The organism is Burkholderia crassaminum (assembly GCF_964265005.1).
In the GTDB taxonomy this organism is placed as follows: domain Bacteria; phylum Pseudomonadota; class Gammaproteobacteria; order Burkholderiales; family Burkholderiaceae; genus Burkholderia.
Window position 1 is genome coordinate 700,511 of sequence record NZ_OZ183799.1, and the last position, 23,830, is coordinate 724,340.

The following is a 23,830-nucleotide window of genomic DNA, read 5'->3' on the forward strand; positions in this document are numbered from 1 at the left end:
GGCTTCTAGCATATCACCGAGCCCTGAGCGGTAAAAAGCGGATTCCGCTGGCCAAAGGTCCCGTGTTGCGGTTTGCCGTCAGTCGGCCCGCGCACGCGTGTTCCGGCCCCGCCGACGGCAAGCACGTTCCTCACGACGCCTCCTATGACTGCCTCGAACGCTTCCTCCCCGGCGACGCTCTCGCTCGCCCGTCCCGACGACTGGCACCTGCACCTGCGAGACGGCGACATGCTGGCCGCCGTGCTGCCGCACACCGCGCGCCAGTTCGGCCGCGCGATCGTCATGCCGAACCTGAAGCCGCCGGTGACGACCACCGCGCAGGCGCAGGCCTATCGCGAGCGGATCCTCGCCGCGCTGCCGGCCGGGATGACGTTCGAGCCGCTGATGACGCTGTACCTGACCGACAACACGCCGCCCGACGAGATCCGCCGCGCGCTCGAAAGCGGCTTCGTGCACGGCGTGAAGCTGTATCCGGCAGGCGCTACGACGAATTCCGACCACGGCGTCACCGATCTCGCGAAGTGCGCGAAGACGCTCGAGGCGATGCAGGAAACCGGCATGCCGCTGCTCGTGCACGGCGAGGTGACCGATGCGTCGATCGACCTGTTCGACCGCGAGAAGGTCTTCATCGACCGCGTGATGACGCCGCTGCGCCGCGATTTCCCGGGCCTGAAGGTCGTGTTCGAACACATCACGACGAAGGACGCGGCCGACTACGTGCGCGAAGCCGATGCGGCGCCCGGCCTGCTCGGCGCGACCATCACCGCGCATCACCTGCTGTACAACCGCAATGCGCTGTTCGTCGGCGGGATTCGCCCGCATTACTACTGCCTGCCCGTGCTGAAGCGCGAGACGCATCGCGTGGCGCTGGTCGAGGCTGCGACGTCGGGCAATCCGCGCTTCTTCCTCGGCACCGACAGCGCGCCGCATGCGCGCGACGCGAAGGAAACCGCGTGCGGCTGCGCAGGCTGCTACACGGCGCTGCACGCGCTCGAACTGTACGCGGAAGCGTTCGACACGGCCGGTGCGCTCGACAAGCTGGAAGGCTTCGCGAGCTTCTTCGGCGCCGATTTCTACGGGCTGCCGCGCAGCGCCGAGACGGTCACGCTGCGTCGCGAGGCATGGGAGCTGCCGCGCGAGATCTTCGCGGGCGATACGCCTGTCGTGCCGCTGCGCGGCGGCGAGACGATCGGCTGGAAACTGGCGTGACCTTCGTGCCGCCTCGCGAACCCGGCCATATGGCCGGCAGCGGGGCGGCGGATTTTGCGCGGATCGACTGGTCCGTGCCGTGGCTCGCGCCCTACGCGGAGCCCGGCCGCGTTGCACAGGCGGCGGCAAGGGCGGGCGAGGCCGCGCTGCTTGGCGCGCTGAACGGCGCGTTGAGCGACACCGGGCCCGACGGCCCGCACATCAGCGGCCGCGGCCGGCCGCTGCGATTCGAGCCGCAGGCCGAGTTGCCGCCCGGCGTGGCGTACGAGACCCATATCGCGGAGACGGGCGGCGTCCCGACCCGCCACAATCTGCACGATTTCTTCAACGCGCTCGTCTGGTTCGCGTATCCGCGCATCAAGGGCGCACTGAATGCGCGCCAGGCCGCGGCGATCGACGAGGCGGGCGGTGTCGGCCCCGTACGCGGCACGTTGCGCGATGCGCTCACGCTGTTCGACGAGAACGCCGCGCTGTTCGTGACGGCCGACCGCGTGCTCGCCGCCGCGCTGCGCCGATTCGACTGGCCGCGGCTGCTGGTCGCCGCGCGCGATGCGTGGGGCACGCGCTGCGAGGCGCGGCTCGTCGGCCATGCGCTGCTCGAGAAGCTCGTCGCGCCCTACAAGTCCTGCACCGCGCACACGTGGATCGTCGAAGTGAGCGCGGACTATTTTTCATGGCCCGACGTGCAACGCACCGCGCATGTCGACGCACGTGTGGCCGCGGAACTCGCGACGCGCGCGCTGACGAGCCGCGATTTCGCGCCGCTCCCGGTGCTCGGCGTGCCGGGCTGGTGCGATGCGAATGCCGAGGCCGCGTTCTATGACGATCCGGCCGTGTTTCGCAGCGGCCGCCGCTCGCGTGCTGCCGACAGCGGCGCGCAGTGCTAGAATGCGCGTCGCAAAGCAGGCTAGGCAGTCGCGGCCTCGCCGCCTTCGGGCGCGCGGGGGCGAGGAAAGTCCGGACTCCACAGGGCAGGGTGATGGCTAACGGCCATCCGTGGCGACACGCGGAACAGGGCAACAGAAAGCAAACCGCCGATGGCCCGGCGCAAGCCGGGATCAGGTAAGGGTGAAACGGTGCGGTAAGAGCGCACCGCGGCGACGGCGACGTTCGCCGGCACGGTAACCTCCACCCGGAGCAATTCCAAGTAGGCAGGCGCGCATTTTCGGATGCAGGACGGGGCCCCCGTCTCGTCTGCGGGTAGGAAGCTTGAGCGCGTCAGCAATGGCGCGCCTAGAGGAATGGCTGCCACGCGTTGCGGGCTTCGGCGCGCAGTGTGCACAGAATCCGGCTTATCGGCCTGCTTTGCGGTACGAATACGAAAGGGCCGGCGGCTCCCAACGGAGCGCCGGCCCTTTTTTCATGTGCACTTGCCGCGCGTTCAGCCGGCGACGATGTCGAACGAATGCGTGAGTTCGGCCGTCTTCGCGATCATGATCGACGCGGAGCAATACTTGTCGTGCGACAGGTTGATCGCGCGCTCGACGGTGGCCGGGTTCAGGTTGCGGCCGGTGACGGTGAAGTGGAAGTGCACTTTCGTGAACACCTTCGGGTCTTCGCTCGCGCGTTCGGCCTTCAGCGTGACCGAGCAGCCGCTGACTTCCTGGCGGCTCTTCTTCAGGATCAGCACGACGTCATACGCCGTGCAGCCGCCGGTGCCGAGCAGCACCATCTCCATCGGGCGCGGCGCGAGGTTGTGGCCGCCGCCTTCGGGCGCACCATCCATCGTGACGAGGTGGCCGCTGCCGGTCTCGGCCGAAAACGCCATGCCGTCCTGACCCATCCAGCTTACTTTGCATTCCATGCTTGCACTCCCGCGTTGCCTGATTCGGATTCGATCCGGCATTGTAGCCCGCAGCGCAACGGTCGGCTGATGCGGTGCACGACGCGCAATGCAGGCGCCGTCCGGGCGGCGCGCCGGACGGCCAATTTCCCTCCGGACTTAGGGGTTTTACTCTAGACGAGGGCGGTTCCCGATCGCGCTTGCCGGGATCAGGTGCTTGATTTCAAAGAGAAAACCGACTATTCAAACGCGCCACCATAAATTTCACATAATGGTGTTTGATTTCGTAATGCAAATTTTCTTGTGAAGTCGGCGACGCGTTCGTATAATGAGCCTCATTGGTTGTCGCGCTGCGGCAACCTCCGAATGTCTCCTCCACCTCCTCCTATGGTGGATTAAGCCCGAACCAGCCGTTCGGGCTTTTTTTCGTCCCATGCAAACATCGGCGCGCGGTTTGCGCGCCCCGACAGGGTCACGCGGGCTGCCTGGCGGCCGGCTGCGATGCCGCGTCGAGCGGTGTGCCGCGCGAGCGCGCGTCAGGCGCCGGCGCGTGGACGGCCGACGCATGGCCGTGCCCGCGTGCGCAGAAGTGGCGGACGCGTTCGCGCACCGCGCGCAGGCGGGCGACGCGATCCTCGGCATGGGCGGCGCGGGCTTCGGCAAGGCGTGTATCGAGTGCGTCGAGCTTGGCTTCGCAGTCGGCGCGGGCGGCGACGGCAGGCGCCGCGGCGGCCAGCAATGCGGCCGCAAGGATGGGCGTAAGTCGTTGATTCATCATGCTAGTTTGTTGTTTTCCGTATTCGGCCGGTCTGGCGCGGCAAGGTCACGTGCCGCGCGTCGATGGGTGCCTCCCCGGGCGCTCGGTTCGCCTGGCTTGTCGGGGCACGACCGGATTTTGGCCCATTTCGGCCGCCGTGCGCAGGGGAAGTGGATTCCCTTTGACCGCGTTGCCGTATTTCCTTTATAATTCAGGGCTTTTCCGCATTCATGCCCACGGAAAAAGAACAGGGAGAGCCTGCACCGCGCCTCGAAGCGCACATAGACAAGCAGGACGAATACTTCGGGCAAAGCATTTTTTTTGGATCGATCATGAAGACGTTTTCCGCAAAAGCCCATGAGGTGACGCGCGAATGGTACGTGATTGACGCGACGGATAAGGTTCTCGGCCGTGTTGCCAGCGAAGTGGCACGCCGTCTGCGCGGCAAGCACAAGCCTGAGTTCACTCCGCACGTCGACACCGGTGATTTCATCATCATCGTCAACGCGAGCAAGTTGAAAGTCACGGGCAACAAGACGCTGGACAAGAAGTACTACCGTCACTCGGGCTACCCGGGCGGTATCTATGAAACGACGTTCGGCAAGATGCAAGAACGCTTCCCGGGCCGTGCGCTCGAGAAGGCGGTCAAGGGCATGCTGCCGAAGGGCCCGCTCGGCTACGCGATGATCAAGAAGCTGAAGGTCTACGCAGAAGCGACGCATCCGCACTCGGCTCAACAGCCGAAGGCGCTCGAGATCTAAGGGGACCCACATGATCGGTAACTGGAACTACGGTACGGGCCGCCGCAAGAGCGCAGTCGCACGTGTCTTCATCAAGGCTGGCAAGGGCGATATCATCGTCAACGGCAAGCCCATCGCTGACTACTTCTCGCGCGAAACGTCGCTGATGATCGTGCGTCAACCGCTGGAACTCACGAACCACGGCCAGACGTTCGACATCAAGGTGAACGTCAATGGCGGCGGTGAAACGGGCCAGGCAGGCGCAGTGCGCCACGGCATCACCCGTGCACTGATCGACTACGACGCAACGCTGAAGCCGTCGCTGTCGAGCGCTGGTTTCGTCACGCGCGATGCGCGTGAAGTCGAGCGTAAGAAGGTTGGTCTGCGCAAGGCACGTCGCGCAAAGCAGTTCTCGAAGCGTTAATTTCGCTTCATGGCCTCGCCGCTCCCGGGCGGCGTCCGCCGGAAAAACCGCCAGCTTTCGCGCTGGCGGTTTTTTTATGTCCGTTTCCAGGCGCGTGCTGCCGCGGCCCGCGCGTGCGTGCTTGATGAATTCGACAAGAACCTATTGATTTCATGGACTTCAGCACGATCTTCTGATCGGCCCTACAATAGCGGCTAAAGCTTTTTGGAGAGTTCGCAATGAACGCTGTTACCGAATCCGCAGCAACGACGGCCGAAATGCCGGTTCCGTTCGTCTTCACCGACGCCGCGGCCGACAAGGTCAAGCAACTGATCGACGAAGAGGGCAATCCCGACCTGAAGCTGCGCGTGTTCGTGCAGGGCGGCGGCTGCTCCGGCTTCCAGTACGGCTTCACGTTCGACGAGGAAGTCAACGAGGACGACACCGTGATGAACAAGAACGGTGTCCAGCTCCTGATCGACTCGATGAGCTACCAGTACCTGGTCGGCGCCGAGATCGACTATAAGGACGACCTCAACGGCGCCCAGTTCGTGATCAAGAACCCGAACGCGAGCACCACCTGCGGGTGCGGCTCGTCGTTCTCGGTCTGAGCGCACGACAGGTCCACACCGGTTCGCCGGAAAGAAAAACGGGGCTTCATGCCCCGTTTTTTATGCCCGTTTGCGATGCGGCGCCCGCCGCGCGGCAGGTATCGCGTCAGCGTGGATAGAGCGCGCCGAGCACGCGGTTGCCGGCCGCACCGGTGACCGTCGCGAGATTGCCGGGCTGGCGCGCGGTGAAGCGGTACGCGAGCCACGCGAACGCGAGTGCCTCGACCTGCTGAGGCGGCACGCCAAGCGCAGCTGTCGTATCGACCGTGGCCGGCACGCCAGCCTCGGCCAGCGCGTGCCGGAGCGCGTCGAGCAGCACCGGATTGCGGGCGCCGCCGCCGCATACAAACACGGCCTTGCAGCCCGCTGCGTGTCGTGCGATCTCGCGCGCGACCGAAACGGCGGTGAGCGCGGTGAGGGTCGCCTGCACATCCTGCGGCGCGACTTGTGCAAACGTCGTGAGCTTCGCGTCGAGCCAGGCGGGATTGAACAGGTCGCGCCCGGTGCTTTTCGGCGGCAGTGCGGCGAAATACGGCTCGTCGAGCAGCGCGTCGAGCAGCGGTGCGTGGACGGTGCCGCGCGCGGCGAACTTGCCGCCGTCGTCGTACGGCTTGCCCAGATGGCGGGTCGCCCATTCGTCGAGCAGCGCGTTCGCGGGGCCGCAGTCGAAGCCGCGCACGTCACCGCCTTCGCCGGGCAGGATCGTGATGTTGCTGATCCCGCCGAGATTGCAGACGACGCGCGTCTCGCCCGGTGCGCCGAACACCGTTGCGTGGAAGGCCGGCGCGAGCGGTGCCCCGTGGCCGCCTGCCGCGACATCGCGGCTGCGAAAATCGGCGATCACGTCGACCTGGGTCAGCTCGGCGAGCAGCGCCGGGTTGTTGAGCTGCCGCGTATAGCCGCGCTCGGGGCGATGGCGTACGGTCTGGCCGTGCACGCCGATCGCGCGAATCTCGTCGCGCGACAGCCCGGCCGTGCGCTGCAATTCGTGGCAGCACACCGCATAGCGCGCGACCAGCGCGTTCGCGGCGAGCGATTCGCGGTCGATCTCGTCGTCACCGGGCTGTTGCAGCGCGAACAATGCGTCGCGCAGTGATTGTGCGAAGCCGACGAACGCTTCCGCGAGCACGACCGGCGCCTTGCCGGCCTCGAAACGCACGGCGACGCCATCGACGCCGTCCATGCTGGTTCCCGACATCAGCCCGAAGTAGATGCCGTCGGCCGGATGGGCGTTTTGCGGCTGTCGTTGCGGCACGTTGGGTTCTCCTGGATCGTGCGGCGCGGGCCGGTGCCGCGCGCCTTGCGCCCGATTATCCGCGCAACGCGACGCGCCGTTAAGCGATGGGCGCGCAAGTTATGGGAAAATCCCTGTTTTTGCGACATTCTTCCTGGCACCGATGAGCACCGAACCCAGTTCCAAGCCCGTTTTCCCGATCACTGACGAAGTCCGGCATGCGCTCGCCGTCACGAAGCGCGGCGTCGACGAGCTGCTGGTCGAGGAAGAGTTCGCGCAGAAGCTCGCGCGCAGCGCGGCGACGGGCACGCCGCTTCGCATCAAGCTCGGCCTCGACCCGACCGCACCCGACATCCACATCGGCCATACGGTCGTGCTGAACAAGATGCGTCAGCTTCAGGACCTTGGCCACACGGTGATCTTCCTGATCGGCGATTTCACGTCGCTGATCGGCGACCCGTCGGGCCGCAACGCGACGCGCCCGCCGCTCACGCGCGAGCAGATCGAGTCGAACGCGAAGACCTACTTCGAACAGGCCGCGCTCGTGCTCGACCGCGACAAGACCGAAATCCGCTACAACAGCGAATGGTCGATGCCGCTCGGCGCGGACGGGATGATCAAGCTCGCGTCGCGCTACACGGTCGCGCGGATCCTCGAACGCGAGGATTTCACGAAGCGCTTCCAGGGCGGCGTGCCGATCTCGATCCACGAATTCCTGTACCCGCTGATGCAGGGCTACGATTCGGTCGCGCTGAACGCCGACCTCGAGCTCGGCGGCACCGACCAGAAGTTCAACCTGCTGGTCGGCCGCGAACTGCAGAAGCAGTACGGCCAGGAACAGCAGTGCATTCTCACGATGCCGCTGCTCGAAGGCCTCGACGGCGTCGAGAAGATGTCGAAGTCGAAGGGCAACTACGTCGGCATCAGCGAGCAGCCGACCGACATGTTCGGCAAGCTGATGAGCATCTCGGACACGCTGATGTGGCGTTACTTCGAGTTGCTGTCGTTCCGCAGCATGGACGAGATCGCCGGCTTCAAGCGCGAGGCCGACGGCGGCCGCAACCCGCGCGACTTCAAGGTGCTGCTCGCGCAGGAAATCGTCGCGCGGTTCCACTCGCAGGCCGACGCCGAGCGCGCGCTCGAGGATTTCAACCACCGAGCGAAGGGCGGCGTGCCGGACGACATTCCGTCGGTCACGCTCGCGGGCGCGCCGCTCGCGATCGGCCAGCTGCTGAAGCAGGCCGGCCTCGTGCCGTCGACGAGCGAAGCGCTGCGCAACATCGAGCAGGGCGGCGTGAAGATCGATGGTGCGATCGTGTCGGACAAGGGCCTGAAGGTCGAGGCCGGCGAGTTCGTCGTGCAGGTCGGCAAGCGCCGCTTCGCGCGCGTCACGCTGACCGCATGATCGCGCTGATCCAGCGTGTGAAGCGCGCCGACGTGCGCGTCGGCGACCGCACGACGGGCGAGATCGGCGCGGGCCTGCTCGCGCTCGTCTGCGCGGAGCGCGGCGACACCGACGCGGCGGCCGACAAACTGGTCGCGAAAATGCTCGGCTACCGCGTGTTCAGCGACGCCGCCGGCAAGATGAACCTGCCGGTGTCGAATATCGACGGTGAAGGCCGCGCAGGCGGCCTGCTGCTCGTGTCGCAGTTCACGCTGGCGGCCGATACCAACAGCGGGCTGCGTCCGAGCTTCACGCCGGCCGCGCCGCCCGACGAAGGCGCGCGGCTGTTCGACTATTTTGTCGCGGCAGCGCGTGCGCGCCATCCGGTCGTCGAGACGGGCGAGTTCGGCGCCGACATGCAGGTGTCGCTCGTCAACGACGGCCCCGTGACATTCTGGCTGCAAGTGCGGCCCTGATTCTTCCCCGGAGACGCGCCGCGATGGCCGCCACGCAGATTCTTTTCATCCGCCATGGCGAGACGGCCTGGAATCGCATCAAGCGCATCCAGGGTCATATCGACATTCCGCTGGCCGACACGGGGCTCGCGCAGGCGCAAAAGCTGGCTGCGCGGCTCGTACGCGACGCGCGTGACGGTGCGCGGATCGACGCGGTCTATTCGAGCGACCTGATGCGCGCGCAACAGACCGCGCAGCCCTTCGCCGATGCGCTCGGGTTGCCGCTGCTGCTGCGGGAAGGGCTGCGCGAACGCTCGTACGGCGCATTCCAGGGGCACGACAGCACCGAGATCGAGGCGCTGTTTCCGGACGCATACGCGGTGTGGCAGACGCGCGATCCGGGCTTCGCGCCGGAAGGCGGCGAGTCTCAGCGTGAGTTCTATCATCGCGTGCTGCATGCGCTCGAGCCGATCGTGGCCGCGCACCCGGGCGGCCGGATCGCGTGTGTCGCGCACGGCGGCGTGCTCGACAGCGTGTACCGGTTTGCGAACGGCATCGAACTCTCGGCGCCGCGCAATTATCAACTGCTCAACACGAGCATCAACGTCGTCGACTACGTGGATGGCCGCGCGCAGGTCGTGCAGTGGGCCGACGTGTCGCACCTGGATGCCGCAAGCGACGACGACGGGTACCGAAAGGTGCTCTGAGCCAGCGGGCCCCGTCCGGCATGGCCGGCCGGGCTCCCTTCCTGCGTTCCGGTGCGGTGCTGGCTGCTTACTGCGGCAGCGCGTGGCGCGTCTTGTAGTCGAGCGCGTACGCGATCTTGCCGGGCTTGTCCGCCGCGATCGGCTGGCGCAGCTTGTCGAATTCCCCCTTGTTGTATTTCTTCCCGCCGTTGATCGCGTCCGCGCGCCCGAGGTCGGCGCCCGTCTTGCCGTCGATCACGGGGTCCGTGGCCGCGACCATGCGCGTCGATGCGTTCCAGACCGCATTCAGATAGCCCGTGTCGGCCTTCGCCGGATCGGGGTCGGTTGCGCCGGCGCGCGTCAGGTCATAGCCGGCCAGCGAGAACGTGCCCGGTTGCGCGCGCAGCCAGTCGGCCCAGTAGAACTCGAGGTAGTCGGTGGCTTGTGCGGGCTTGCTGTAGGCGATGTCACGCGTGAAATAGACGAGCGAGCGGTAGCGGTCGTTCGTCATCCCGAGTTTCAGGCCGAGCCCGGTCGGCAGTTGGGCGCTCGTGATCGGCTTGCCTTCACCGTTCTTGAGGCGCAGATAACCGCGGTTCTGCATCTGTTGCCAGAACGCGTCGCCCGAGTAGTCGCTGAGGTTGTCCTTGACGACGACGTGCACGTGCAGCGCCGGGCCGCCGTCGGGGGTCTCGTAGTAGGTCGACAGGCCGTGGTGGCCGTCGGTCAGGTACAGCGCATCGCCGTTCGGGCCGATCACGACCGGGTTCAGCACCGAGCGGTCGCGGGCGTTCGCGTCGGTCGTCGTGCACGCGTAGCTCGCGGGCTCGCGCAGCACCGACTTGGCCGTGTAACCGCCCGACGCGACGCCGCCCAGGCCTTCGTCCGCGCAGAAGTCGTCGAATTTCTTGTCGGGCTGCAGTTCGTAGCGGCCGAGCTTGTAGTAGATCTGGTCATAGCCGATTGCACCTTGCGTCGGATGGAGGTCGCCGAGCGTCACGTCGATCAGGTCGCCCGCACGGGCGGCCTTCCACTTGCCCGGTTGCGGCGTGACGGTGGCGGGCGGCGTCGGGGCAGGCGTGGTCGGGGTGCCGCCGGACGGCGTTTGCGCGTCCGAACGCGCGACGGCGGCGACATCGTCGCCTCCGCAGGCGCTGAGGGCGAAGACGGCGGACAGGCTGGCGGCAAGGGCAAAACGGATCGGCAGGCGTGGCATCGCGGGCATCGGGTGTCGGTCGGGTTGGCGGGACACCGCGCGGGTCACGGGCAGGCGGGACGTACGGCGCATGCGACCGTGCGCGGGTGCAAGCCCGTCAGCTTGTCACAGGTATTTGACAGTAAATTGAAATGATAAGAGGAAGCGGATCGTCAGGCTGGCGGGGTGCCGTCGGGTGGTGTCGCCGTGGCGCGGCGGCGCGCACGCTTTGACGCGCCGTTTACGAGCGCCCAGCGCAGCACGGGTGCGACGACCCATATTCCGGGCCGGACCACCGCGCGTCGCAGCGGCGCGAACGCCGACACGCCGAGCATGCGCTGCGCCCACGGGGGCAGCAGGTCGATCCCGGCATGCATCACCAGCGACGCGGCCGGCCGCAGCGCGGGCTTCGCGACCGGCACGTTCAGCAGGATGGACATCACGTCGAACGTACGCGGCCCGGCCTCGAGTTCGGGCTGCATGCGCGCGAGATACGCGGCCACCTCGGCACGCGAACGGGGAACCTCGTGTGCGCCGAGCAGTTCGGCGACCAGTGCCGTTTCGGCGTAGTAGCGGTCCTGCAACTCGCCCGGCAGGGCCGGATTCACGTAGCGCAGATGCGCGGCGAGGAAACTCGACACTTCCGCGACATGCACCCAGGTCAGCAACGCCGGATCGTCGGCGCGGTACGGCCGGCCGTCCGGCGCGGTGCCCGATATGTGCGCGTGGATCGATTTCACGCGCTCGATCAGCGCGAGCGCGTCCGCGCGACTACCGAACGTCGTACCGGTGATGAACGTGGCGGTGCGCCGCAAGCGGCCCAGGATGTCGGTGCGAAACGACGAGTGATCCCAGACGCCCGCGAGGGCGAGCGGATGGAGCGCCTGCAGCAGCAGCGCGGCGATGCCGCCCGTCATCATCGACGTGAAGTCGGCATGCACGCGCCAGCAGACGGCGTCGGGGCCGAACAGCCCCGGGTCTCCCGGCGGAGAGGAGAGGTCGAGCGACGGGCCGCCGCCGCCGGCCGTCAGGTGCGTGACGCCGGCCACGAGCCGCTTGCGGATCGGCTCGGCCCAGCGCGGGCCCGGTGCGGGTGCGGCGGGGTGGCGGCTGGGCGGCGTCGTCATGGCGGGTGCGGCTCGGGCGACGGGTTACTTCCCGTCGGGGGTATCCCACTCGCCGCGTTCGGGGCGGCCGGTGTCGGGCACGGAAAGCCCGAAGTGGCGATACGTGAGCAGCGTCGCGACGCGCCCGCGCGGCGTGCGCTGCAGGAAGCCCTGCTGGATCAGGTACGGTTCGAGTACGTCCTCGATCGTGTCGCGCTCTTCGCCGATCGCCGCCGCGAGGTTGTCGATACCGACCGGGCCGCCGTCGAACTTGTACAGGATCGCCTCGAGCAGCTTGCGGTCCATCAGGTCGAAGCCGACCGGATCGACGTCGAGCATCGCGAGCGCGGCATCGGCGACGGCCGCGGTGATCTGGCCATCGGCCTTCACTTCCGCGAAGTCGCGCACGCGGCGCAGCAGCCGGTTTGCAATCCGCGGCGTGCCGCGCGCGCGCTTCGCGATTTCCAGCGCACCGTTCGGATCGATCTGCGCGTTCAGCAACGACGCCGAGCGCCGCACGATGCGCGACAACTGCTCGGCGTCGTAGAACTCCAGGCGCGCGACGATCCCGAAACGATCGCGCAGCGGGTTGGTCAGCATCCCGGCGCGGGTGGTGGCGCCGACCAGCGTGAACGGCTGCAGGTCGAGCTTCACGCTGCGCGCGGCCGGGCCTTCGCCGATCATGATGTCGATCTGGTAATCCTCGAGTGCCGGATACAGGATTTCCTCGACGACCGGCGACAGCCGATGAATTTCGTCGATGAACAGCACGTCGTTCGCCTCGAGGTTCGTCAGCAGCGCGGCGAGATCGCCCGCGCGCTCGAGCACGGGGCCCGACGTCTGGCGCAGGTTCACGCCCATCTCCCGCGCGATGATGTGCGCGAGTGTCGTCTTGCCGAGGCCCGGCGGCCCGAACAGCAGCACGTGGTCGAGCGGTTCGGAGCGGCGCTTGGCGGCTTCGATGAAGATCTCGAGCTGGCCGCGCACCTTTTCCTGGCCGACGTAGTCGTCGAGCTGGCGCGGCCGCAGCGCACGTTCGAACACCTCCTCGTGCGACGAGGTGGGCGTGGCGGCGATGATCCGCTGCTCGGTGGCGAGTTTGTCGGTTTCAATCATGCGGCCATTGTACCGCGCGACGCGTTCCGGCCCACCTGGCCGAACGGCCGACTGGCGCGCGGTGCGGCGCCGCGCGACACTGGTTTCAACAGCCGGATTGAACGCGCGTTACACCTTCGACAACGCCTTCAGCGCGAGCTTGATGCCTTCGGATACACCGGTGCCGGCCGGCACGTTCTTGATCGCGGCAAGGCCTTCCTTTTCGGAATAGCCGAGCGCAAGCAGCGCGTTGAGGATGTCGGTCGCGTGGTCGGACGGCGACGCGGCGCCGGCGAGCGCACCGAGATCGGCGCCGAGTTTGCCCTTCAGTTCGAGCAGCAGGCGTTCGGCTGTCTTCTTGCCGATGCCGGGCAGGCGCGTGAGGCGCGCGGCGTCCTGCATCGTCACGGCCTGCGCGAGTTCCTGCACGCTCATGCCGGACAGCACGGCGAGCGCCATGCGCGCACCGATGCCGGTGATCTTCAGCAGCTCGCGGAAGGTCGTGCGCTCCTGCGGCGTGAGGAAGCCGTACAGCAGGTGCGCGTCCTCGCGGACGATCTGCTGCGTGAGCAGCACGACGCGTTCACCCGTTTGCGGCAGGTTGTAGAAGGTGCTCATCGGCACGTCGATTTCGTAGCCGACGCCGTTGCAGTCGACGAGCAGGTGAGGCGGGTTCTTTTCGAGCAGGATGCCGGCGATGCGACCGATCATGGAGGACGGGATGCGAGGAATAAAGCGCGAGTGTAGCGCACGTGCGGCGCAATGCCGACGGGATCGGCCGTCAGGCCGGGGCAATGGGTGTGGTGGGTATGCCGCGTGCGGTCGAATCGGTCAACACGCCCGATGCGGTGCACCGCACACCGGCACGCGCGGTGTCAGCCGACCAGCCGCCCGCGCCGCACGCGCAGCCCTTTCTTCGCGAGCGCGGGCGCGAGGCCGCCGAGCGTGCTGAGCGTGTTGCCGCCGTGCGCGTGGCAGATCGCCATGCCGAGCGCGTCCGCCGCGTCGGAGCCCGGTTGGCCGGAGAGATTGAGCAGCCGCGTGACCATTTCCTGCATCTGCGTCTTGGTCGCGCGGCCGTAGCCGACCACCGCCTGCTTGAGCTGCAGCGCCGTGTATTCGGCGACGGGCAGGCCGCCCGCGACGAGGCCGCAGATCGCGGCGCCGCGCGCCTGGCCGAGCAGCAGCGTCGACTGCGGGTTCACGTTGACGAATACCTTTTCGATCGCGGCCTGATCGGGTGCGTGCTCGCGCACGATGGTCGAGACGCCCTGGAAGATCGTGCCGAGCCGGGTGGCCAGGTCGGCGGTCGGCGTGCGGATCACGCCGCTCGCGACATAGGCGAGCCGGTGGCCGCTGACGTCGATGATGCCGAAGCCGGTGACGCGCAGGCCGGGGTCGATGCCGAGAATTCGCATGAGTGAGGAGAGAAACCTGATGCAGCGATACTACAACGAATGGTGCGGTGCGCCGGCCGCACGGTCGCGTACGAGGGCGTCGCGCAATAAAAAACCCGGCGGGTGCGACGCCGCCGGGTTGTCGTGCCGCGGCCGCGCGGGCCGCATGCGATCAGTGACGGAAGTGGCGCACGCCCGTCAGGATCATCGCGATGCCGTGCTCGTCGGCTGCCGCGATCACTTCGTCGTCGCGCATCGAGCCGCCCGGATGGATCACGCAGGTCGCGCCGGCTGCCACGACGACGTCGAGGCCGTCACGGAACGGGAAGAACGCATCCGACGCGACGGCCGAACCGGCCAGCGTGAGGCCCGCGTTCTGCGCCTTGATGCTCGCGATGCGCGCGGAATCGACGCGGCTCATCTGGCCTGCGCCGACGCCGAGCGTCATGCCGTTGCCGCAGAACACGATCGCGTTCGACTTCACGTACTTCGCGACGCGCCACGCGAACAGCAGGTCGTCCATTTCCTTCGCGGTCGGCTGGCGCTTCGTGACGACGCGCAGCTCGCTCGGCTGCACGTTCTTCGAATCGAGCGATTGCACGAGCAGGCCGCCGCCCACGCGCTTCAGGTCGAATGCGTTATGGCCGTCGCCCAGTGCGATCTCGAGCAGGCGCACGTTCTGCTTCGCGGCGAACACCTGCTTCGCGGCGTCGGAGAACGACGGTGCGATCAGCACTTCGACGAACTGCTTCGCCACCGCTTGCGCGGCCGCTTCGTCGACTTCGCGGTTGAACGCGATGATGCCGCCGAAGGCCGACGTCGGATCCGTCTGGAACGCCTTCGCGTACGCGTCGGCCGAATCGTTGCCGACCGCGACACCGCACGGGTTCGCATGCTTGATGATCACGCAGGCCGGGGCGTCGAACGTCTTCACGCATTCCCATGCCGCGTCGGAATCCGCGATGTTGTTGTACGACAGTTCCTTGCCCTGCAGCTGGCGGTAGTTCGCCAGCGCGCCGGCCGGCGTCGCGAGGTCGCGGTAGAACGCAGCGCTCTGGTGCGGGTTCTCGCCGTAGCGCAGGTCCTGCACCTTGTCGAACGCCATGTTCAGCGTGGCCGGGTACGCGCTGCGCGATGCGTGCTTCAGCTCGTCGGTCAGGCTCGTCAGGTAGTTCGTGATCGCGCCGTCGTATTGCGCGGTGTGTGCGAACACCTTCGTCGCGAGGCGGAAGTTGGTCGCGTAACCCACCGCATTGCCGTTCGCCTTCATTTCATCGAGCACGACCGCGTAGTCGGCCGGATCGACGACCACCGTCACGTCGCGGTGGTTCTTCGCGGCCGAGCGCAGCATCGTTGGGCCGCCGATGTCGATGTTCTCGATCGCGTCGGCGAGCGTGCAGTCGTCCTTCGCGATCGTCGCGACGAACGGGTACAGGTTCACGACGAGCAGGTCGATCGTCGGGATGCCGTGCTGTTCCAGCGCCTGCATGTGCTCGGGCAGGTCGCGGCGGGCCAGGATGCCGCCGTGCACCTTCGGGTGGAGCGTCTTCACGCGCCCATCGAGCATTTCCGGGAAGCCCGTGTAATCGGCCACTTCGGTAACGGGCAGGCCGGCGTCGGCGAGCAGTTTCGCGGTGCCGCCCGTCGACAGCAGCTTGACGCCGAGGTCGGACAGCGACTTCGCGAAGTCGACGATGCCGGTCTTGTCGGAAACGGAAATGAGCGCTTGCTTGATCATGATGGAACCACCAATAGCCAGGGAAACGGGGACGGGACGGCCGCCTACAGCAGGCCGTGCTGCTGCAGCTTCTTGCGCAGCGTATTGCGATTGATGCCGAGGTACTCCGCGGCGAGCGACTGGTTGCCGCCTGCCTGTACGAGCACGACCTCGAGCATCGGCTTTTCGACGCAGGACATCACCATTTCATAGACGTCGTGCGGATTGGAGCCGTCTAGATCCCGGAAATACACGTCCAGGCTCTCGCGGACACATTGTTCGATGTTGTGCTTGCTCATGCTGCTAACTGGTTATGGTCGTCCGACTCGCCCTGGCCGTTTTCCTCTTCGTCATCGACGTAGACGAGGTGGTCCGACAGCGCCTTTTGCGCCTCGAAGAATGCATTGACGGCGGCGAGCTGCTCGCGGGAGGAATCGAGCGTGTTCATCCTGTGCCGGAACCCGTTGGCACCGGAAAGGCCGCGAGTGTACCAGCCGATGTGCTTGCGCGCAGTACGGACTCCCGTGAATTCACCATAGAAGGCGTAGTGGTCTTCCAGGTGTTCGTTCATCACGTGCTGGATCTCGTCGATCAACGGCGGGGGCAGCAGCTCGCCGGTTTGCAGGAAATGATCGATTTCGCGGAACAGCCACGGCCGACCTTGCGCGGCACGACCGATCATCAGTGCATCGGCGCCGGTTGCGTCGAGCACGGCCTTCGCCTTCGCGGGCGACGTGATGTCGCCGTTCGCGACCACCGGAATCCGCACCGCCGCCTTCACGGCCGCGATGGTTTCGTATTCGGCGTCGCCGCGGTACAGGTCGGCGCGCGTGCGGCCGTGCACGGTGAGCATCGAAATGCCGGCGGCTTCGGCCAGGCGCGCGACCGTGATCGCGTTCTTGTGCTCGCGATCCCAGCCCGTGCGGATCTTCAGCGTGACGGGCACCGCATCGGGCCCCGTGCCGACCGCCGCGACCACCGCCTCGACGATGCGCTGCACGAGCGGCTCGTTCTGCAGCAGCGCGGAGCCGGCCGCGACGTTGCAGACCTTCTTCGCCGGGCAGCCCATGTTGATGTCGATGATCTGCGCGCCGTTGTCGACGTTGTAGCGGGCCGCTTCGGCCATCATCGCCGGATCGGCGCCCGCGATCTGGACCGCGATCGGCTCCACCTCGCCTTCGTGGTTCGCGCGCCGCATCGTCTTCGCGCTTTTCCACAGCTGCGCGTTGGACGCGACCATCTCGGACACGGCGTAACCGGCCCCCATCCGCTTGCAGAGCTGGCGGAACGGTCGATCCGTCACGCCGGCCATCGGGGCGACGAACAGGTTGTTACGCAATACGTGAGGGCCGATAACGGGCATCGCAATGGCACCGCCCGCGACGGGCGCGGGCAGGGAAAGGGCAGACGGAAACGCGCATTTTACCGTATTCCCATGCCCCGCCGATTTGACCCGGTTTGAGCGGCGCGACTGTGCGCGCCGCGCGTCAGTTGCGCTGGCCGAACATCATCTGGCGCGCGATCGCCTTCTTGAGCGGTGGAACGAACTCGAGCGCGGTGAGCGCGGCGCCGCGCAGCAGCGGGAGCGGGCCCGAGTCGATCGTGAAGAGGCGTGCCAGCGTGTCGGTCGCGCCGATCGTGAAGCGCCGGTCGAGTGCGCGGCGCGCGTTGAAGGTGGCGAGCGCGGTCGCTTCGAAGCCTTGCGCGGACAGCGTGTCGACGAGCGTGTGCGCATCGCGCAGCCCGAGGTTGAGCCCCTGGCCCGCGACGGGGTGCAGGGTTTGCGCGGCATTGCCGACGATCGCGACGCGACCGTTGACGAGCGTCTGCGCGGCATTCAGGCCGAGCGGGAAAGACGCGCGGCCCGCGATCGCGACGAAGTCGCCCATGCGTTCGCCGAACGCGCTGCCGAGCTCGCGCAGGAACGCGTCGTCCGGCAGCGCGGCGCGGCGCGCCGCTTCGTCGGGCGTGCAGCACCAGACGAGCGCGTACTCGGCCTGGCGCGGCCCGCCGAGCGGCAGCAGTGCGAGCGGGCCTTCGTGCGTGAAGCGTTCCCATGCGACGTTCGGGCGAGGCGCCGATACCGTGACCGTGCCGACGAGCGCGGTCTGTCCGTAGTCGCGGCGATGCTTGGCCGCATCGTCCTGCTGTTCGTGGAACAGCCCGCCTTCGGCATTGATGACGACGCGTGCGCGCAGCGTGCGTTCGCCTTGCGGACCATCGAGTGTCAGCGTGACGCCGTCGGCATCCTGCTGCGGCGCGCGCGAGGTGGTCGACGTGAGCCAGTCGACGCGGGTGCCGCGCACGGCGCCCGCGAGCGCCTGCACGAGCGAGCCGTAGCGGACGACATAGCCGAGCGCGGCGACGTCGTGCTCGTCGCGGTCGATCAGTGTGCGGCCGAAATGGCCGCGCTGCGATACGTGGATATGTTCGATCGGTGTCGCGTCGGCGGGCCACGCGAGTGTGTCGAGCAACACGCGGCTGCCGTGCGATACGGCGATCGCACGCGGATCGTTTGCGCTCGCGGCCGGTTCACACGCATCGATCAGCGCGATCGATGCGTGTTGCGTGGCGCTGCGGCGCGCGAGCCAGCCGGCGATCGCGAGCCCGACGGGGCCCGCGCCGACGATGGCGAGGTCGTAGTCCGGCGTGGCCGGGGAGGAAGCGGTCGTCATCTTGATTCGTGAAACGGAGGTAACGGTCGGCGGCAGCCGGTCATGCGAGCGAGCGCATCAGCGCTTCGATCTCGTCGGCCGCGACGGGCACGCCGCGCGTGATCAGCTCGCAGCCCTGCTCGCGCACGATCGCGTCGTCCTCGATACGTATGCCGATGTTCCAGTACTCGGGCGGCACGTCGTCGGCTGCGCGCACATACAGGCCGGGTTCGACCGTCAGCGTCATGCCGGCCTTCAGCGTGCGCCACGGCAGCGCGCCGTTGCCGTCGCGCTCGGCGAGCCGTTCGCGGTAGTCGCCGCAATCGTGCACGTCCATGCCGATCCAGTGGCCGGTACGGTGCATGTAGAAGCGCGTGTACGCACGCTCGGCGATCACGTCGTCGACGTTCGAGAAGCGCGTTTTCGGGATGATGCCGGTGTCGAGCAGCCCCTGCGCGAGCACGCGCACGGCGGCGTCGTGCGGCGCCTCGAACGGCACGCCGGCGCGCGTCGCATCGATCGCGGCCTGCTGGGCGGCGAGCACGATGTCGTACAGCGTGCGCTGCGCGGGCGAGAAGCGCCCGTTGGCCGGGAACGTGCGCGTGATGTCCGACGCGTAGCCGTCGAGTTCGCACGCGGCGTCGATCAGGATCAGGTCGCCGTCCTTCGCGGTTGCGTTGCCGGCCGGGTAGTGCAGCACGCACGCATTCGCGCCGGCCGCGACGATCGAGCCGTACGCGGGCGATTGCGCGCCGTGCTTGCGGAATACATACAGCAGCTCGGCCTCGAGTTCGTATTCGCGGATGCCGGGGCGGCACGCCTGCATCGCGCGGCGGTGTGCGAGCGCGGAAATGTGCGCGGCGCGCATCATGATCGCCAGTTCGTGCTCGTCCTTCACGAGCCGCATGTCGTCGACGAGCGGCGTGAGGTCGAGCATCGCGTCCGGCGCGGCGACGCCCGTGCGCGCCAGCGCGCGCACCGCGTCGATCCAGCCCGCGAGCTGGCGCTCGAAGTCGGCCGATGCGCCGAACCGGTAGTGCACGGTGCCGGAGTCGGCGAGCAGGCGCGGCATCTCGGTATCGATCACGTCGACCGCGAATGCCGCGTCGAAGCCGAACGCGTCGCGCGCGGCTTCGGGCCCGTAATGGAAGCCTTCCCAGATCTCGCGGTCGGCATTCTTGCCGCGGCAGAACAGGATCGACTCCGGCGCGCCGTGCGGCGCGGCCGCGTTCAGCACGAGCACGGCATCCGGCTCGGTGAAGCCCGTCAGGTAGTGGAAGTAGCTGTCGAACCGGTACGGGTACGTCGTATCGCGGTTGCGCAGCAGTTCCGGCGCGGTGGGAACGATGGCGACGCCGCCGCCCGCGGCACGCAGTGCGGCAAGCACGCGTTCACGGCGCTGGCGGTAGACGTCGACGGCGATGGCGGTATCGAGGGGCGCGTTCATTCGTGCGATTGTAGCGCCGCGGGACGCCGCGCGTGAGAGAGGGGCGGGAAGCCGCGCCGGGAGGCCCACGCGGAGGCTGTTGCAAACCATCCACAGGCCGGCCGGGCGATTTTCTATCACGCGATGCTGGCCGGTTATGATCGGCGACAACGTATACTCTCGGCGGTTCCCCAAAAAAGGCAGATGATGAAATTAATCGGTTCGCTCGGCAGCCCGTACGTCCGCAAGGCGCGGATCGTGCTTGCTGAAAAGAAGATCGACTACAAGCTGGAGCTCGAGAACGTGTGGGCGCCGGAGACGGATATTCATGCATCGAATCCGCTCGGCAAGGTCCCGTGCCTCGTGATGGAGGATGGTGCCGCGGTGTTCGATTCCCGCGTGATCTGTGAATACGTCGATACGCTGTCGCCGGTCGGCAAACTGATTCCGCCGTCGGGGCGCGAGCGCGTCGAAGTACGCTGCTGGGAAGCGCTGGGCGACGGCGTGCTCGACGCGGCCGTGGCGATTCGTCTCGAATACACACTGCGTGACGAAGCGCAGCGCAGCGCGAGCTGGATCGCGCGCCAGCAGCGCAAGATCGACGACGCTCTCGTCGCGATGTCGCAGGGGCTCGGCGGCAAGACGTGGTGCGTCGGTAATCATTACACGCTCGCCGACATCGCACTCGGCTGCGCGCTCGGCTATCTCGACTTCCGGATGCCCGAGCTCAACTGGCGCGATCGTCACCCGAACCTCGACAAGCACTTCGTGAAGCTGCTGCAGCGGCCGTCGTTTGCCGACACGCTGCCGCAGAACTGAGCCGCACCACGCCGCATACACGCATTTACGCATTCGGCAGACAAAAGAAAAGCGCCCCGCGGGGCGCTTTTCTTTTTGCCGGGCCGCCCCGCGGCGGGGGCGCTCGCTTCATTCGATCGACGCGTACACGGCCTCGCCCAGCGTGAACGAATCGCTGCGCGCAATCGGCCACCACTTGTCGTACAGCGTAAAGCCGCAGGTGTTGCCGTCGAGCAGCGCGCCGGGCTTCAGGTACTTCAGCAACTGCGACATCAGCCGGACCTCGTGCGGCGCGATGCGCTGCACGATGTGATGCGCGCGCAGCTCCGACGGATGCGCGAGGCCGGCCGCCTGCACGAGCTCCTGCAGCGCGTGCAGCGTGTTGCGGTGGAAGTTGTACACGCGGTCGGCCTTGTCGGGCACGACGAGCGCGCGCTGGCGCACCGGGTCCTGCGTCGCGACGCCGGTCGGGCAGCGGCCCGTGTGGCAGGTCTGCGCCTGGATGCAGCCGACCGCGAACATGAAGCCGCGCGCCGAGTTCACCCAGTCCGCGCCGATCGCGAGCGTGCGGGCGACGTCGAACGCGGTGATGATCTTGCCGCTCGCGCCGATCTTCACGCGATCGCGCACGCCGATTCCCACGAGCGTGTTGTGCACGAGCAGCAGTCCTTCCTGCAGCGGCACGCCGACGTGGTCGGTGAATTCGAGCGGCGCGGCGCCCGTGCCGCCTTCCGCGCCGTCGACGACGATGAAGTCCGGCACGATGCCGGTCTCGAGCATCGCCTTCGCGATCCCAAAGAATTCCCACGGATGGCCGACGCACAGCTTGAAGCCGGTCGGCTTGCCGCCCGACAGCGTGCGCAGCCGTTCGACGAATTCGAGCAGCCCGCGCGGGGTCGAGAATTCCGAGTGCGTCGCGGGCGAGATGCAATCCTTGCCCATCGGCACACCGCGCGTCTCGGCGATTTCCGGCGTGATCTTCGCGGCCGGCAGCACGCCGCCGTGGCCGGGCTTCGCCCCCTGCGACAGCTTGACCTCGATCATCTTGACCTGAGGATCGGCGGCCTGCTTCGCGAACTTGTCGGGGTTGAAGGTACCGTCGTCGTTGCGGCAGCCGAAGTAGCCGGACGCGATTTCCCAGATGATGTCGCCGCCGTTCTCGCGGTGGTACTTCGACAGCGAGCCTTCGCCCGTGTCGTGCGCGAAACCGCCTTTCTTCGCACCGAGGTTCAGCGAGCGGATCGCGTTCGCGGACAGTGAACCGAAGCTCATCGCCGAGATGTTGAAGATCGAAATGTCGTACGGTTGCGCGCGATTCGCGCCGACGCGAACGCGGAAATCGTGGTTCGGCAGCTTCGTCGGCGCGAGCGAGTGGCTGATCCATTCGTGCGCGACGGCCTTCACGTTCAGCTCGGTGCCGTACGGGCGGTTGTCCGCGACGTTCTTCGCGCGCTGGTAAACGAGGCTGCGCTGTGCGCGCGAGAACGGCTTCTCGTCGGTGTCGTCCTCGACGAAATACTGGCGGATTTCAGGTCGGATGAATTCGAACAGGAAGCGGAAGTGGCCCCAGAGCGGGTAGTTGCGCAGGATTGCGTGGCGGTCCTGCTTCAGGTCGTACAGGCCGAGTGCGACGAGGGCGGCGGGAATCAGGATCCACAGCCACGCGATCGTGTGCCGCGCGGCGAGCGCCGCGACGGCCACGAACAGCACGACCGCGCACCACATCGCGAGATAGCGTCGGGAAAACATGGGGACTCCGTCGTAATTATCTGGATGGCCACCGCTCGCGAGCGGTCGCGCGGCGGCCGGCAGGTCGGCGCCCGCTACGTCGCGCCGGGCCGGCGGGCGGGGTGCCCGAGCCGTGCCTGGCCGCCGCCGGCGCCCACGATGGTCGAGAGTCTACTACGGGTCCAGTGAAGCTCGCGTTGCCGAGTTTGCGCTCAGTGTCCGGTGCCGGCGTGGCGGATGAACGGGCCGTACGCGGGCGCGTCGGGCTTCAGCGTGACGCCGGCTTCGAAGTCCGTGTCGCGGTTGAACGGCACCCGCGGCCACGTGTGCCAGGCGCGCAGTCGCGCGCGGTAGTCCGCGAGCGCTTGCGCGAGGCGCGCATCGCGGTGCCGTGCGGCGTCGCCGGCCAGATCGCCACGGACCTCGTGGATCAGGTGCGGTTCGAGCACGTCGAAGCCGACGTAGCGCAGCGCGTACATGAGCGGCCACAGCAGCAGGCGCGTGTCGCCCTCGCGGCCGTTGGGCGCGCAGGCGTCAGCCGACGATCCGGTCGTCACGCTCAGCAGCGCGCGGCGCCCGTGCAGCACGCCGCTGTCATGGCGCCGGCGGCTGCTGTAGAGGCCGCCGTAGACGAACACGCGATCCATCCAGCCCTTCAGGATCGCCGGCGCGCCGAACCACCACAGCGGGAACTGCAGGATCAGCGCGTCGGCCCGCTGCAGCAGCCCGACGTGATGCCCGACCTCCGGTGCGAGCGTGCCGCGTTCCCAGTGGTGGCGCTGCTCGCGTTGCGCGTCGAAACGCGTCGTGTCGAGCCGGTCTGCGTAATGGCGCGGCGCCTCGCTCGGGTCGAACGCGTCGGCGTAAAGGTCCGCGATGGTTGCGGTATGGCCGGCACTCTCCCATGCGTCGGCCGCCGCATGGGAGAGTGCTGCGTTGAACGACTGCGGTTCGGGATGGGCGACGACGATCAGCGCATGCATGGCGGGCTCCGTGAGTATGCGACGATGATGGCCGGCGGCAGCGGGGCCGCGCAATCACGCACCCGGAGGTAACCATGGCTTTTCCCGGCGACGTCTACGCGGCGGACTGTTCGGCGCGCGACGCGCTCGCGCTGATCGCCGGCAAATGGACGCTGCTGATCCTGCCGGCGCTGGCCGGGCGGCCGCTGCGCAACGGCGAGCTGCTGCGGCGCATCGGCGGCATTTCGCAGAAGGTGCTCACGCAGACACTGCGCGAGCTGGAGCGCAACGGGCTGATCGAGCGCATCGCGATCGTCGCGCGGCGCGCGCATGTCGAGTACCGGCTGACGCCGGTGGCGGAATCGCTGGTGGACACGCTCGTGGCGCTCGATCGGTGGGCCGAGCGGCATTTCCCCGTGCTCGACGCGGCGCGCGAGCGCTACGATGCGGCCGTGCAGCAGATGCGTTGAAAAGGCGGGCGGCCGCGGGC

25 protein-coding genes and 1 other RNA gene are annotated in these 23,830 nt (G+C 67.5%); 11 read left to right on the top strand and 15 right to left on the bottom strand.

Features of this window, described 5'->3' with window-relative positions; translation table 11 throughout:
• The first annotated feature begins 144 nt into the window (after positions 1–144).
• The 3 genes from pyrC to rnpB all read left to right on the top strand — a co-directional run bounded on the left by pyrC (position 145) and on the right by rnpB (position 2,520).
• Positions 145–1,209 carry a dihydroorotase gene (gene pyrC / locus ACPTTF_RS03200; protein WP_423370244.1) on the top strand — a complete coding sequence of 355 codons (1,065 nt, stop codon included), beginning with the start codon at positions 145–147 and terminating at the stop codon, positions 1,207–1,209.
• A complete protein-coding gene (locus tag ACPTTF_RS03205) occupies positions 1,206–2,096 on the top strand; it encodes a DUF3025 domain-containing protein (RefSeq protein ID WP_423370245.1) in 891 nt (296 codons plus the stop codon). The genes pyrC and ACPTTF_RS03205 overlap by 4 nt, the downstream gene beginning before the upstream one ends.
• 12 nt (positions 2,097–2,108) lie before the next feature.
• An RNA gene (rnpB, locus tag ACPTTF_RS03210) (RNase P RNA component class A) lies at positions 2,109–2,520 on the top strand.
• A gap of 70 nt (positions 2,521–2,590) precedes the next feature.
• On the opposite strand, the gene ACPTTF_RS03215 is transcribed toward rnpB, so the two are convergent.
• Together ACPTTF_RS03215 and ACPTTF_RS03220 are read right to left on the bottom strand one after the other, a co-directional pair.
• Positions 2,591–3,055, bottom strand: coding sequence for an OsmC family protein (locus tag ACPTTF_RS03215; RefSeq protein ID WP_166964790.1), 465 nt, complete (start codon positions 3,053–3,055; stop codon positions 2,591–2,593).
• Positions 3,056–3,464: 409 nt separating this feature from the next.
• The gene (locus ACPTTF_RS03220) at positions 3,465–3,770 is read right to left on the bottom strand and encodes a DUF1090 family protein (protein ID WP_166964788.1); all 306 of its coding nucleotides are present in this window, start codon (positions 3,768–3,770) and stop codon (positions 3,465–3,467) included.
• Positions 3,771–4,081: 311 nt separating this feature from the next.
• On the opposite strand from ACPTTF_RS03220, the gene rplM reads away from it, so the two are divergent.
• The 3 genes from rplM to erpA all read left to right on the top strand — a co-directional run bounded on the left by rplM (position 4,082) and on the right by erpA (position 5,503).
• Positions 4,082–4,510: a 50S ribosomal protein L13 gene (rplM, locus tag ACPTTF_RS03225; protein ID WP_041490553.1), complete on the top strand. Its 429-nt coding sequence runs from the start codon at positions 4,082–4,084 to the stop codon at positions 4,508–4,510.
• A gap of 10 nt (positions 4,511–4,520) precedes the next feature.
• Complete coding sequence (gene rpsI, locus ACPTTF_RS03230; protein ID WP_006476904.1) at positions 4,521–4,913, top strand: 30S ribosomal protein S9; 393 nt, start codon at positions 4,521–4,523, stop codon at positions 4,911–4,913.
• Positions 4,914–5,131: 218 nt separating this feature from the next.
• Entirely contained in the window at positions 5,132–5,503 is a 372-nt protein-coding gene (gene erpA / locus ACPTTF_RS03235) for an iron-sulfur cluster insertion protein ErpA (RefSeq protein ID WP_011350956.1), read from the top strand.
• Positions 5,504–5,609: 106 nt separating this feature from the next.
• On the opposite strand, the gene ACPTTF_RS03240 is transcribed toward erpA, so the two are convergent.
• Positions 5,610–6,758: an anhydro-N-acetylmuramic acid kinase gene (locus ACPTTF_RS03240; RefSeq protein ID WP_423370246.1), complete on the bottom strand. Its 1,149-nt coding sequence runs from the start codon at positions 6,756–6,758 to the stop codon at positions 5,610–5,612.
• A 142-nt stretch (positions 6,759–6,900) separates the two neighbouring features.
• Here ACPTTF_RS03240 and tyrS point away from each other — a divergent pair, with 142 nt between their 5' ends.
• The 3 genes from tyrS to ACPTTF_RS03255 are packed head-to-tail and all read left to right on the top strand — an operon-like array spanning position 6,901 to position 9,283.
• A complete protein-coding gene (gene tyrS, locus ACPTTF_RS03245) occupies positions 6,901–8,142 on the top strand; it encodes a tyrosine--tRNA ligase (protein WP_423370247.1) in 1,242 nt (413 codons plus the stop codon).
• Positions 8,139–8,597 (top strand): D-aminoacyl-tRNA deacylase, encoded by a 459-nt coding sequence (gene dtd / locus ACPTTF_RS03250; RefSeq protein ID WP_166964782.1) that lies wholly within the window; start codon positions 8,139–8,141, stop codon positions 8,595–8,597. The genes tyrS and dtd overlap by 4 nt, the downstream gene beginning before the upstream one ends.
• Before the next feature lie 23 nt (positions 8,598–8,620).
• Entirely contained in the window at positions 8,621–9,283 is a 663-nt protein-coding gene (locus ACPTTF_RS03255) for a histidine phosphatase family protein (RefSeq protein ID WP_423370248.1), read from the top strand.
• A gap of 67 nt (positions 9,284–9,350) precedes the next feature.
• Here the strand turns inward: ACPTTF_RS03255 and ACPTTF_RS03260 are convergent, their stop codons facing one another.
• The 10 genes from ACPTTF_RS03260 to ACPTTF_RS03305 form a co-directional block, all read right to left on the bottom strand.
• Positions 9,351–10,478, bottom strand: a complete 1,128-nt coding sequence (locus ACPTTF_RS03260; protein ID WP_423370249.1) for a ParB/Srx family N-terminal domain-containing protein — start codon at positions 10,476–10,478, stop codon at positions 9,351–9,353.
• 152 nt (positions 10,479–10,630) lie between these two features.
• Positions 10,631–11,584, bottom strand: coding sequence for an oxygenase MpaB family protein (locus tag ACPTTF_RS03265; RefSeq protein ID WP_423370250.1), 954 nt, complete (start codon positions 11,582–11,584; stop codon positions 10,631–10,633).
• A 24-nt stretch (positions 11,585–11,608) separates the two neighbouring features.
• Positions 11,609–12,679 carry a Holliday junction branch migration DNA helicase RuvB gene (ruvB, locus tag ACPTTF_RS03270; protein WP_423370251.1) on the bottom strand — a complete coding sequence of 357 codons (1,071 nt, stop codon included), beginning with the start codon at positions 12,677–12,679 and terminating at the stop codon, positions 11,609–11,611.
• A gap of 108 nt (positions 12,680–12,787) precedes the next feature.
• On the bottom strand, positions 12,788–13,369 hold the full coding sequence (ruvA, locus tag ACPTTF_RS03275) for a Holliday junction branch migration protein RuvA (RefSeq protein ID WP_014898064.1): 582 nt from the start codon (positions 13,367–13,369) through the stop codon (positions 12,788–12,790).
• Between the two features lie 164 nt (positions 13,370–13,533).
• Positions 13,534–14,076, bottom strand: a complete 543-nt coding sequence (ruvC, locus tag ACPTTF_RS03280; RefSeq protein ID WP_085041738.1) for a crossover junction endodeoxyribonuclease RuvC — start codon at positions 14,074–14,076, stop codon at positions 13,534–13,536.
• Between the two features lie 151 nt (positions 14,077–14,227).
• Entirely contained in the window at positions 14,228–15,793 is a 1,566-nt protein-coding gene (gene purH / locus ACPTTF_RS03285) for a bifunctional phosphoribosylaminoimidazolecarboxamide formyltransferase/IMP cyclohydrolase (protein ID WP_423370252.1), read from the bottom strand.
• 44 nt (positions 15,794–15,837) lie between these two features.
• Positions 15,838–16,071, bottom strand: a complete 234-nt coding sequence (locus ACPTTF_RS03290) for a Fis family transcriptional regulator (protein ID WP_006476892.1) — start codon at positions 16,069–16,071, stop codon at positions 15,838–15,840.
• The gene (gene dusB / locus ACPTTF_RS03295) at positions 16,068–17,135 is read right to left on the bottom strand and encodes a tRNA dihydrouridine synthase DusB (RefSeq protein WP_166964768.1); all 1,068 of its coding nucleotides are present in this window, start codon (positions 17,133–17,135) and stop codon (positions 16,068–16,070) included. Before dusB ends, ACPTTF_RS03290 begins: the two co-directional genes overlap by 4 nt.
• Before the next feature lie 124 nt (positions 17,136–17,259).
• Complete coding sequence (locus ACPTTF_RS03300; RefSeq protein ID WP_423370253.1) at positions 17,260–18,447, bottom strand: UbiH/UbiF/VisC/COQ6 family ubiquinone biosynthesis hydroxylase; 1,188 nt, start codon at positions 18,445–18,447, stop codon at positions 17,260–17,262.
• Positions 18,448–18,487: 40 nt separating this feature from the next.
• Positions 18,488–19,873, bottom strand: coding sequence for an aminopeptidase P N-terminal domain-containing protein (locus tag ACPTTF_RS03305; RefSeq protein WP_423370254.1), 1,386 nt, complete (start codon positions 19,871–19,873; stop codon positions 18,488–18,490).
• A gap of 186 nt (positions 19,874–20,059) precedes the next feature.
• Between ACPTTF_RS03305 and ACPTTF_RS03310 the strand changes: the two genes are divergently transcribed.
• The gene (locus ACPTTF_RS03310) at positions 20,060–20,671 is read left to right on the top strand and encodes a glutathione S-transferase family protein (RefSeq protein WP_166964995.1); all 612 of its coding nucleotides are present in this window, start codon (positions 20,060–20,062) and stop codon (positions 20,669–20,671) included.
• 108 nt (positions 20,672–20,779) lie between these two features.
• On the opposite strand, the gene ACPTTF_RS03315 is transcribed toward ACPTTF_RS03310, so the two are convergent.
• Both ACPTTF_RS03315 and ACPTTF_RS03320 read right to left on the bottom strand, forming a co-directional pair.
• A complete protein-coding gene (locus tag ACPTTF_RS03315) occupies positions 20,780–22,399 on the bottom strand; it encodes an FMN-binding glutamate synthase family protein (protein ID WP_166964763.1) in 1,620 nt (539 codons plus the stop codon).
• A 191-nt stretch (positions 22,400–22,590) separates the two neighbouring features.
• Entirely contained in the window at positions 22,591–23,361 is a 771-nt protein-coding gene (locus tag ACPTTF_RS03320; protein ID WP_423370255.1) for an NAD(P)H-dependent oxidoreductase, read from the bottom strand.
• Positions 23,362–23,435: 74 nt separating this feature from the next.
• On the opposite strand from ACPTTF_RS03320, the gene ACPTTF_RS03325 reads away from it, so the two are divergent.
• Positions 23,436–23,810 (top strand): winged helix-turn-helix transcriptional regulator, encoded by a 375-nt coding sequence (locus ACPTTF_RS03325; protein ID WP_423370256.1) that lies wholly within the window; start codon positions 23,436–23,438, stop codon positions 23,808–23,810.
• Positions 23,811–23,830: the final 20 nt, after the last annotated feature.

What these genes read in the sequence shown, in the direction of transcription:
- ACPTTF_RS03260 (WP_423370249.1), bottom strand. Translation starts at nt 10,478, where the DNA reads ATGCCACGCCTGCCGATCCGTTTTGCCCTTGCCGCCAGCCTGTCCGCC.
- ACPTTF_RS03215 (WP_166964790.1), bottom strand. Translation starts at nt 3,055, where the DNA reads ATGCCGGATCGAATCCGAATCAGGCAACGCGGGAGTGCAAGCATGGAA.
- dusB (WP_166964768.1), bottom strand. Translation starts at nt 17,135, where the DNA reads ATGCCCGTTATCGGCCCTCACGTATTGCGTAACAACCTGTTCGTCGCC.
- ACPTTF_RS03310 (WP_166964995.1), top strand. Translation starts at nt 20,060, where the DNA reads ATGAAATTAATCGGTTCGCTCGGCAGCCCGTACGTCCGCAAGGCGCGG.
- ACPTTF_RS03220 (WP_166964788.1), bottom strand. Translation starts at nt 3,770, where the DNA reads ATGATGAATCAACGACTTACGCCCATCCTTGCGGCCGCATTGCTGGCC.
- tyrS (WP_423370247.1), top strand. Translation starts at nt 6,901, where the DNA reads ATGAGCACCGAACCCAGTTCCAAGCCCGTTTTCCCGATCACTGACGAA.
- ruvC (WP_085041738.1), bottom strand. Translation starts at nt 14,076, where the DNA reads ATGCGAATTCTCGGCATCGACCCCGGCCTGCGCGTCACCGGCTTCGGC.
- ACPTTF_RS03290 (WP_006476892.1), bottom strand. Translation starts at nt 16,071, where the DNA reads ATGAGCAAGCACAACATCGAACAATGTGTCCGCGAGAGCCTGGACGTG.
- rpsI (WP_006476904.1), top strand. Translation starts at nt 4,521, where the DNA reads ATGATCGGTAACTGGAACTACGGTACGGGCCGCCGCAAGAGCGCAGTC.
- ACPTTF_RS03315 (WP_166964763.1), bottom strand. Translation starts at nt 22,399, where the DNA reads ATGTTTTCCCGACGCTATCTCGCGATGTGGTGCGCGGTCGTGCTGTTC.
- ruvA (WP_014898064.1), bottom strand. Translation starts at nt 13,369, where the DNA reads ATGATCGGTCGCATCGCCGGCATCCTGCTCGAAAAGAACCCGCCTCAC.
- pyrC (WP_423370244.1), top strand. Translation starts at nt 145, where the DNA reads ATGACTGCCTCGAACGCTTCCTCCCCGGCGACGCTCTCGCTCGCCCGT.
- erpA (WP_011350956.1), top strand. Translation starts at nt 5,132, where the DNA reads ATGAACGCTGTTACCGAATCCGCAGCAACGACGGCCGAAATGCCGGTT.
- ACPTTF_RS03255 (WP_423370248.1), top strand. Translation starts at nt 8,621, where the DNA reads ATGGCCGCCACGCAGATTCTTTTCATCCGCCATGGCGAGACGGCCTGG.
- ACPTTF_RS03300 (WP_423370253.1), bottom strand. Translation starts at nt 18,447, where the DNA reads ATGACGACCGCTTCCTCCCCGGCCACGCCGGACTACGACCTCGCCATC.
- ACPTTF_RS03320 (WP_423370255.1), bottom strand. Translation starts at nt 23,361, where the DNA reads ATGCATGCGCTGATCGTCGTCGCCCATCCCGAACCGCAGTCGTTCAAC.
- purH (WP_423370252.1), bottom strand. Translation starts at nt 15,793, where the DNA reads ATGATCAAGCAAGCGCTCATTTCCGTTTCCGACAAGACCGGCATCGTC.
- ACPTTF_RS03305 (WP_423370254.1), bottom strand. Translation starts at nt 19,873, where the DNA reads ATGAACGCGCCCCTCGATACCGCCATCGCCGTCGACGTCTACCGCCAG.
- dtd (WP_166964782.1), top strand. Translation starts at nt 8,139, where the DNA reads ATGATCGCGCTGATCCAGCGTGTGAAGCGCGCCGACGTGCGCGTCGGC.
- ACPTTF_RS03265 (WP_423370250.1), bottom strand. Translation starts at nt 11,584, where the DNA reads ATGACGACGCCGCCCAGCCGCCACCCCGCCGCACCCGCACCGGGCCCG.
- ACPTTF_RS03325 (WP_423370256.1), top strand. Translation starts at nt 23,436, where the DNA reads ATGGCTTTTCCCGGCGACGTCTACGCGGCGGACTGTTCGGCGCGCGAC.
- rplM (WP_041490553.1), top strand. Translation starts at nt 4,082, where the DNA reads ATGAAGACGTTTTCCGCAAAAGCCCATGAGGTGACGCGCGAATGGTAC.
- ruvB (WP_423370251.1), bottom strand. Translation starts at nt 12,679, where the DNA reads ATGATTGAAACCGACAAACTCGCCACCGAGCAGCGGATCATCGCCGCC.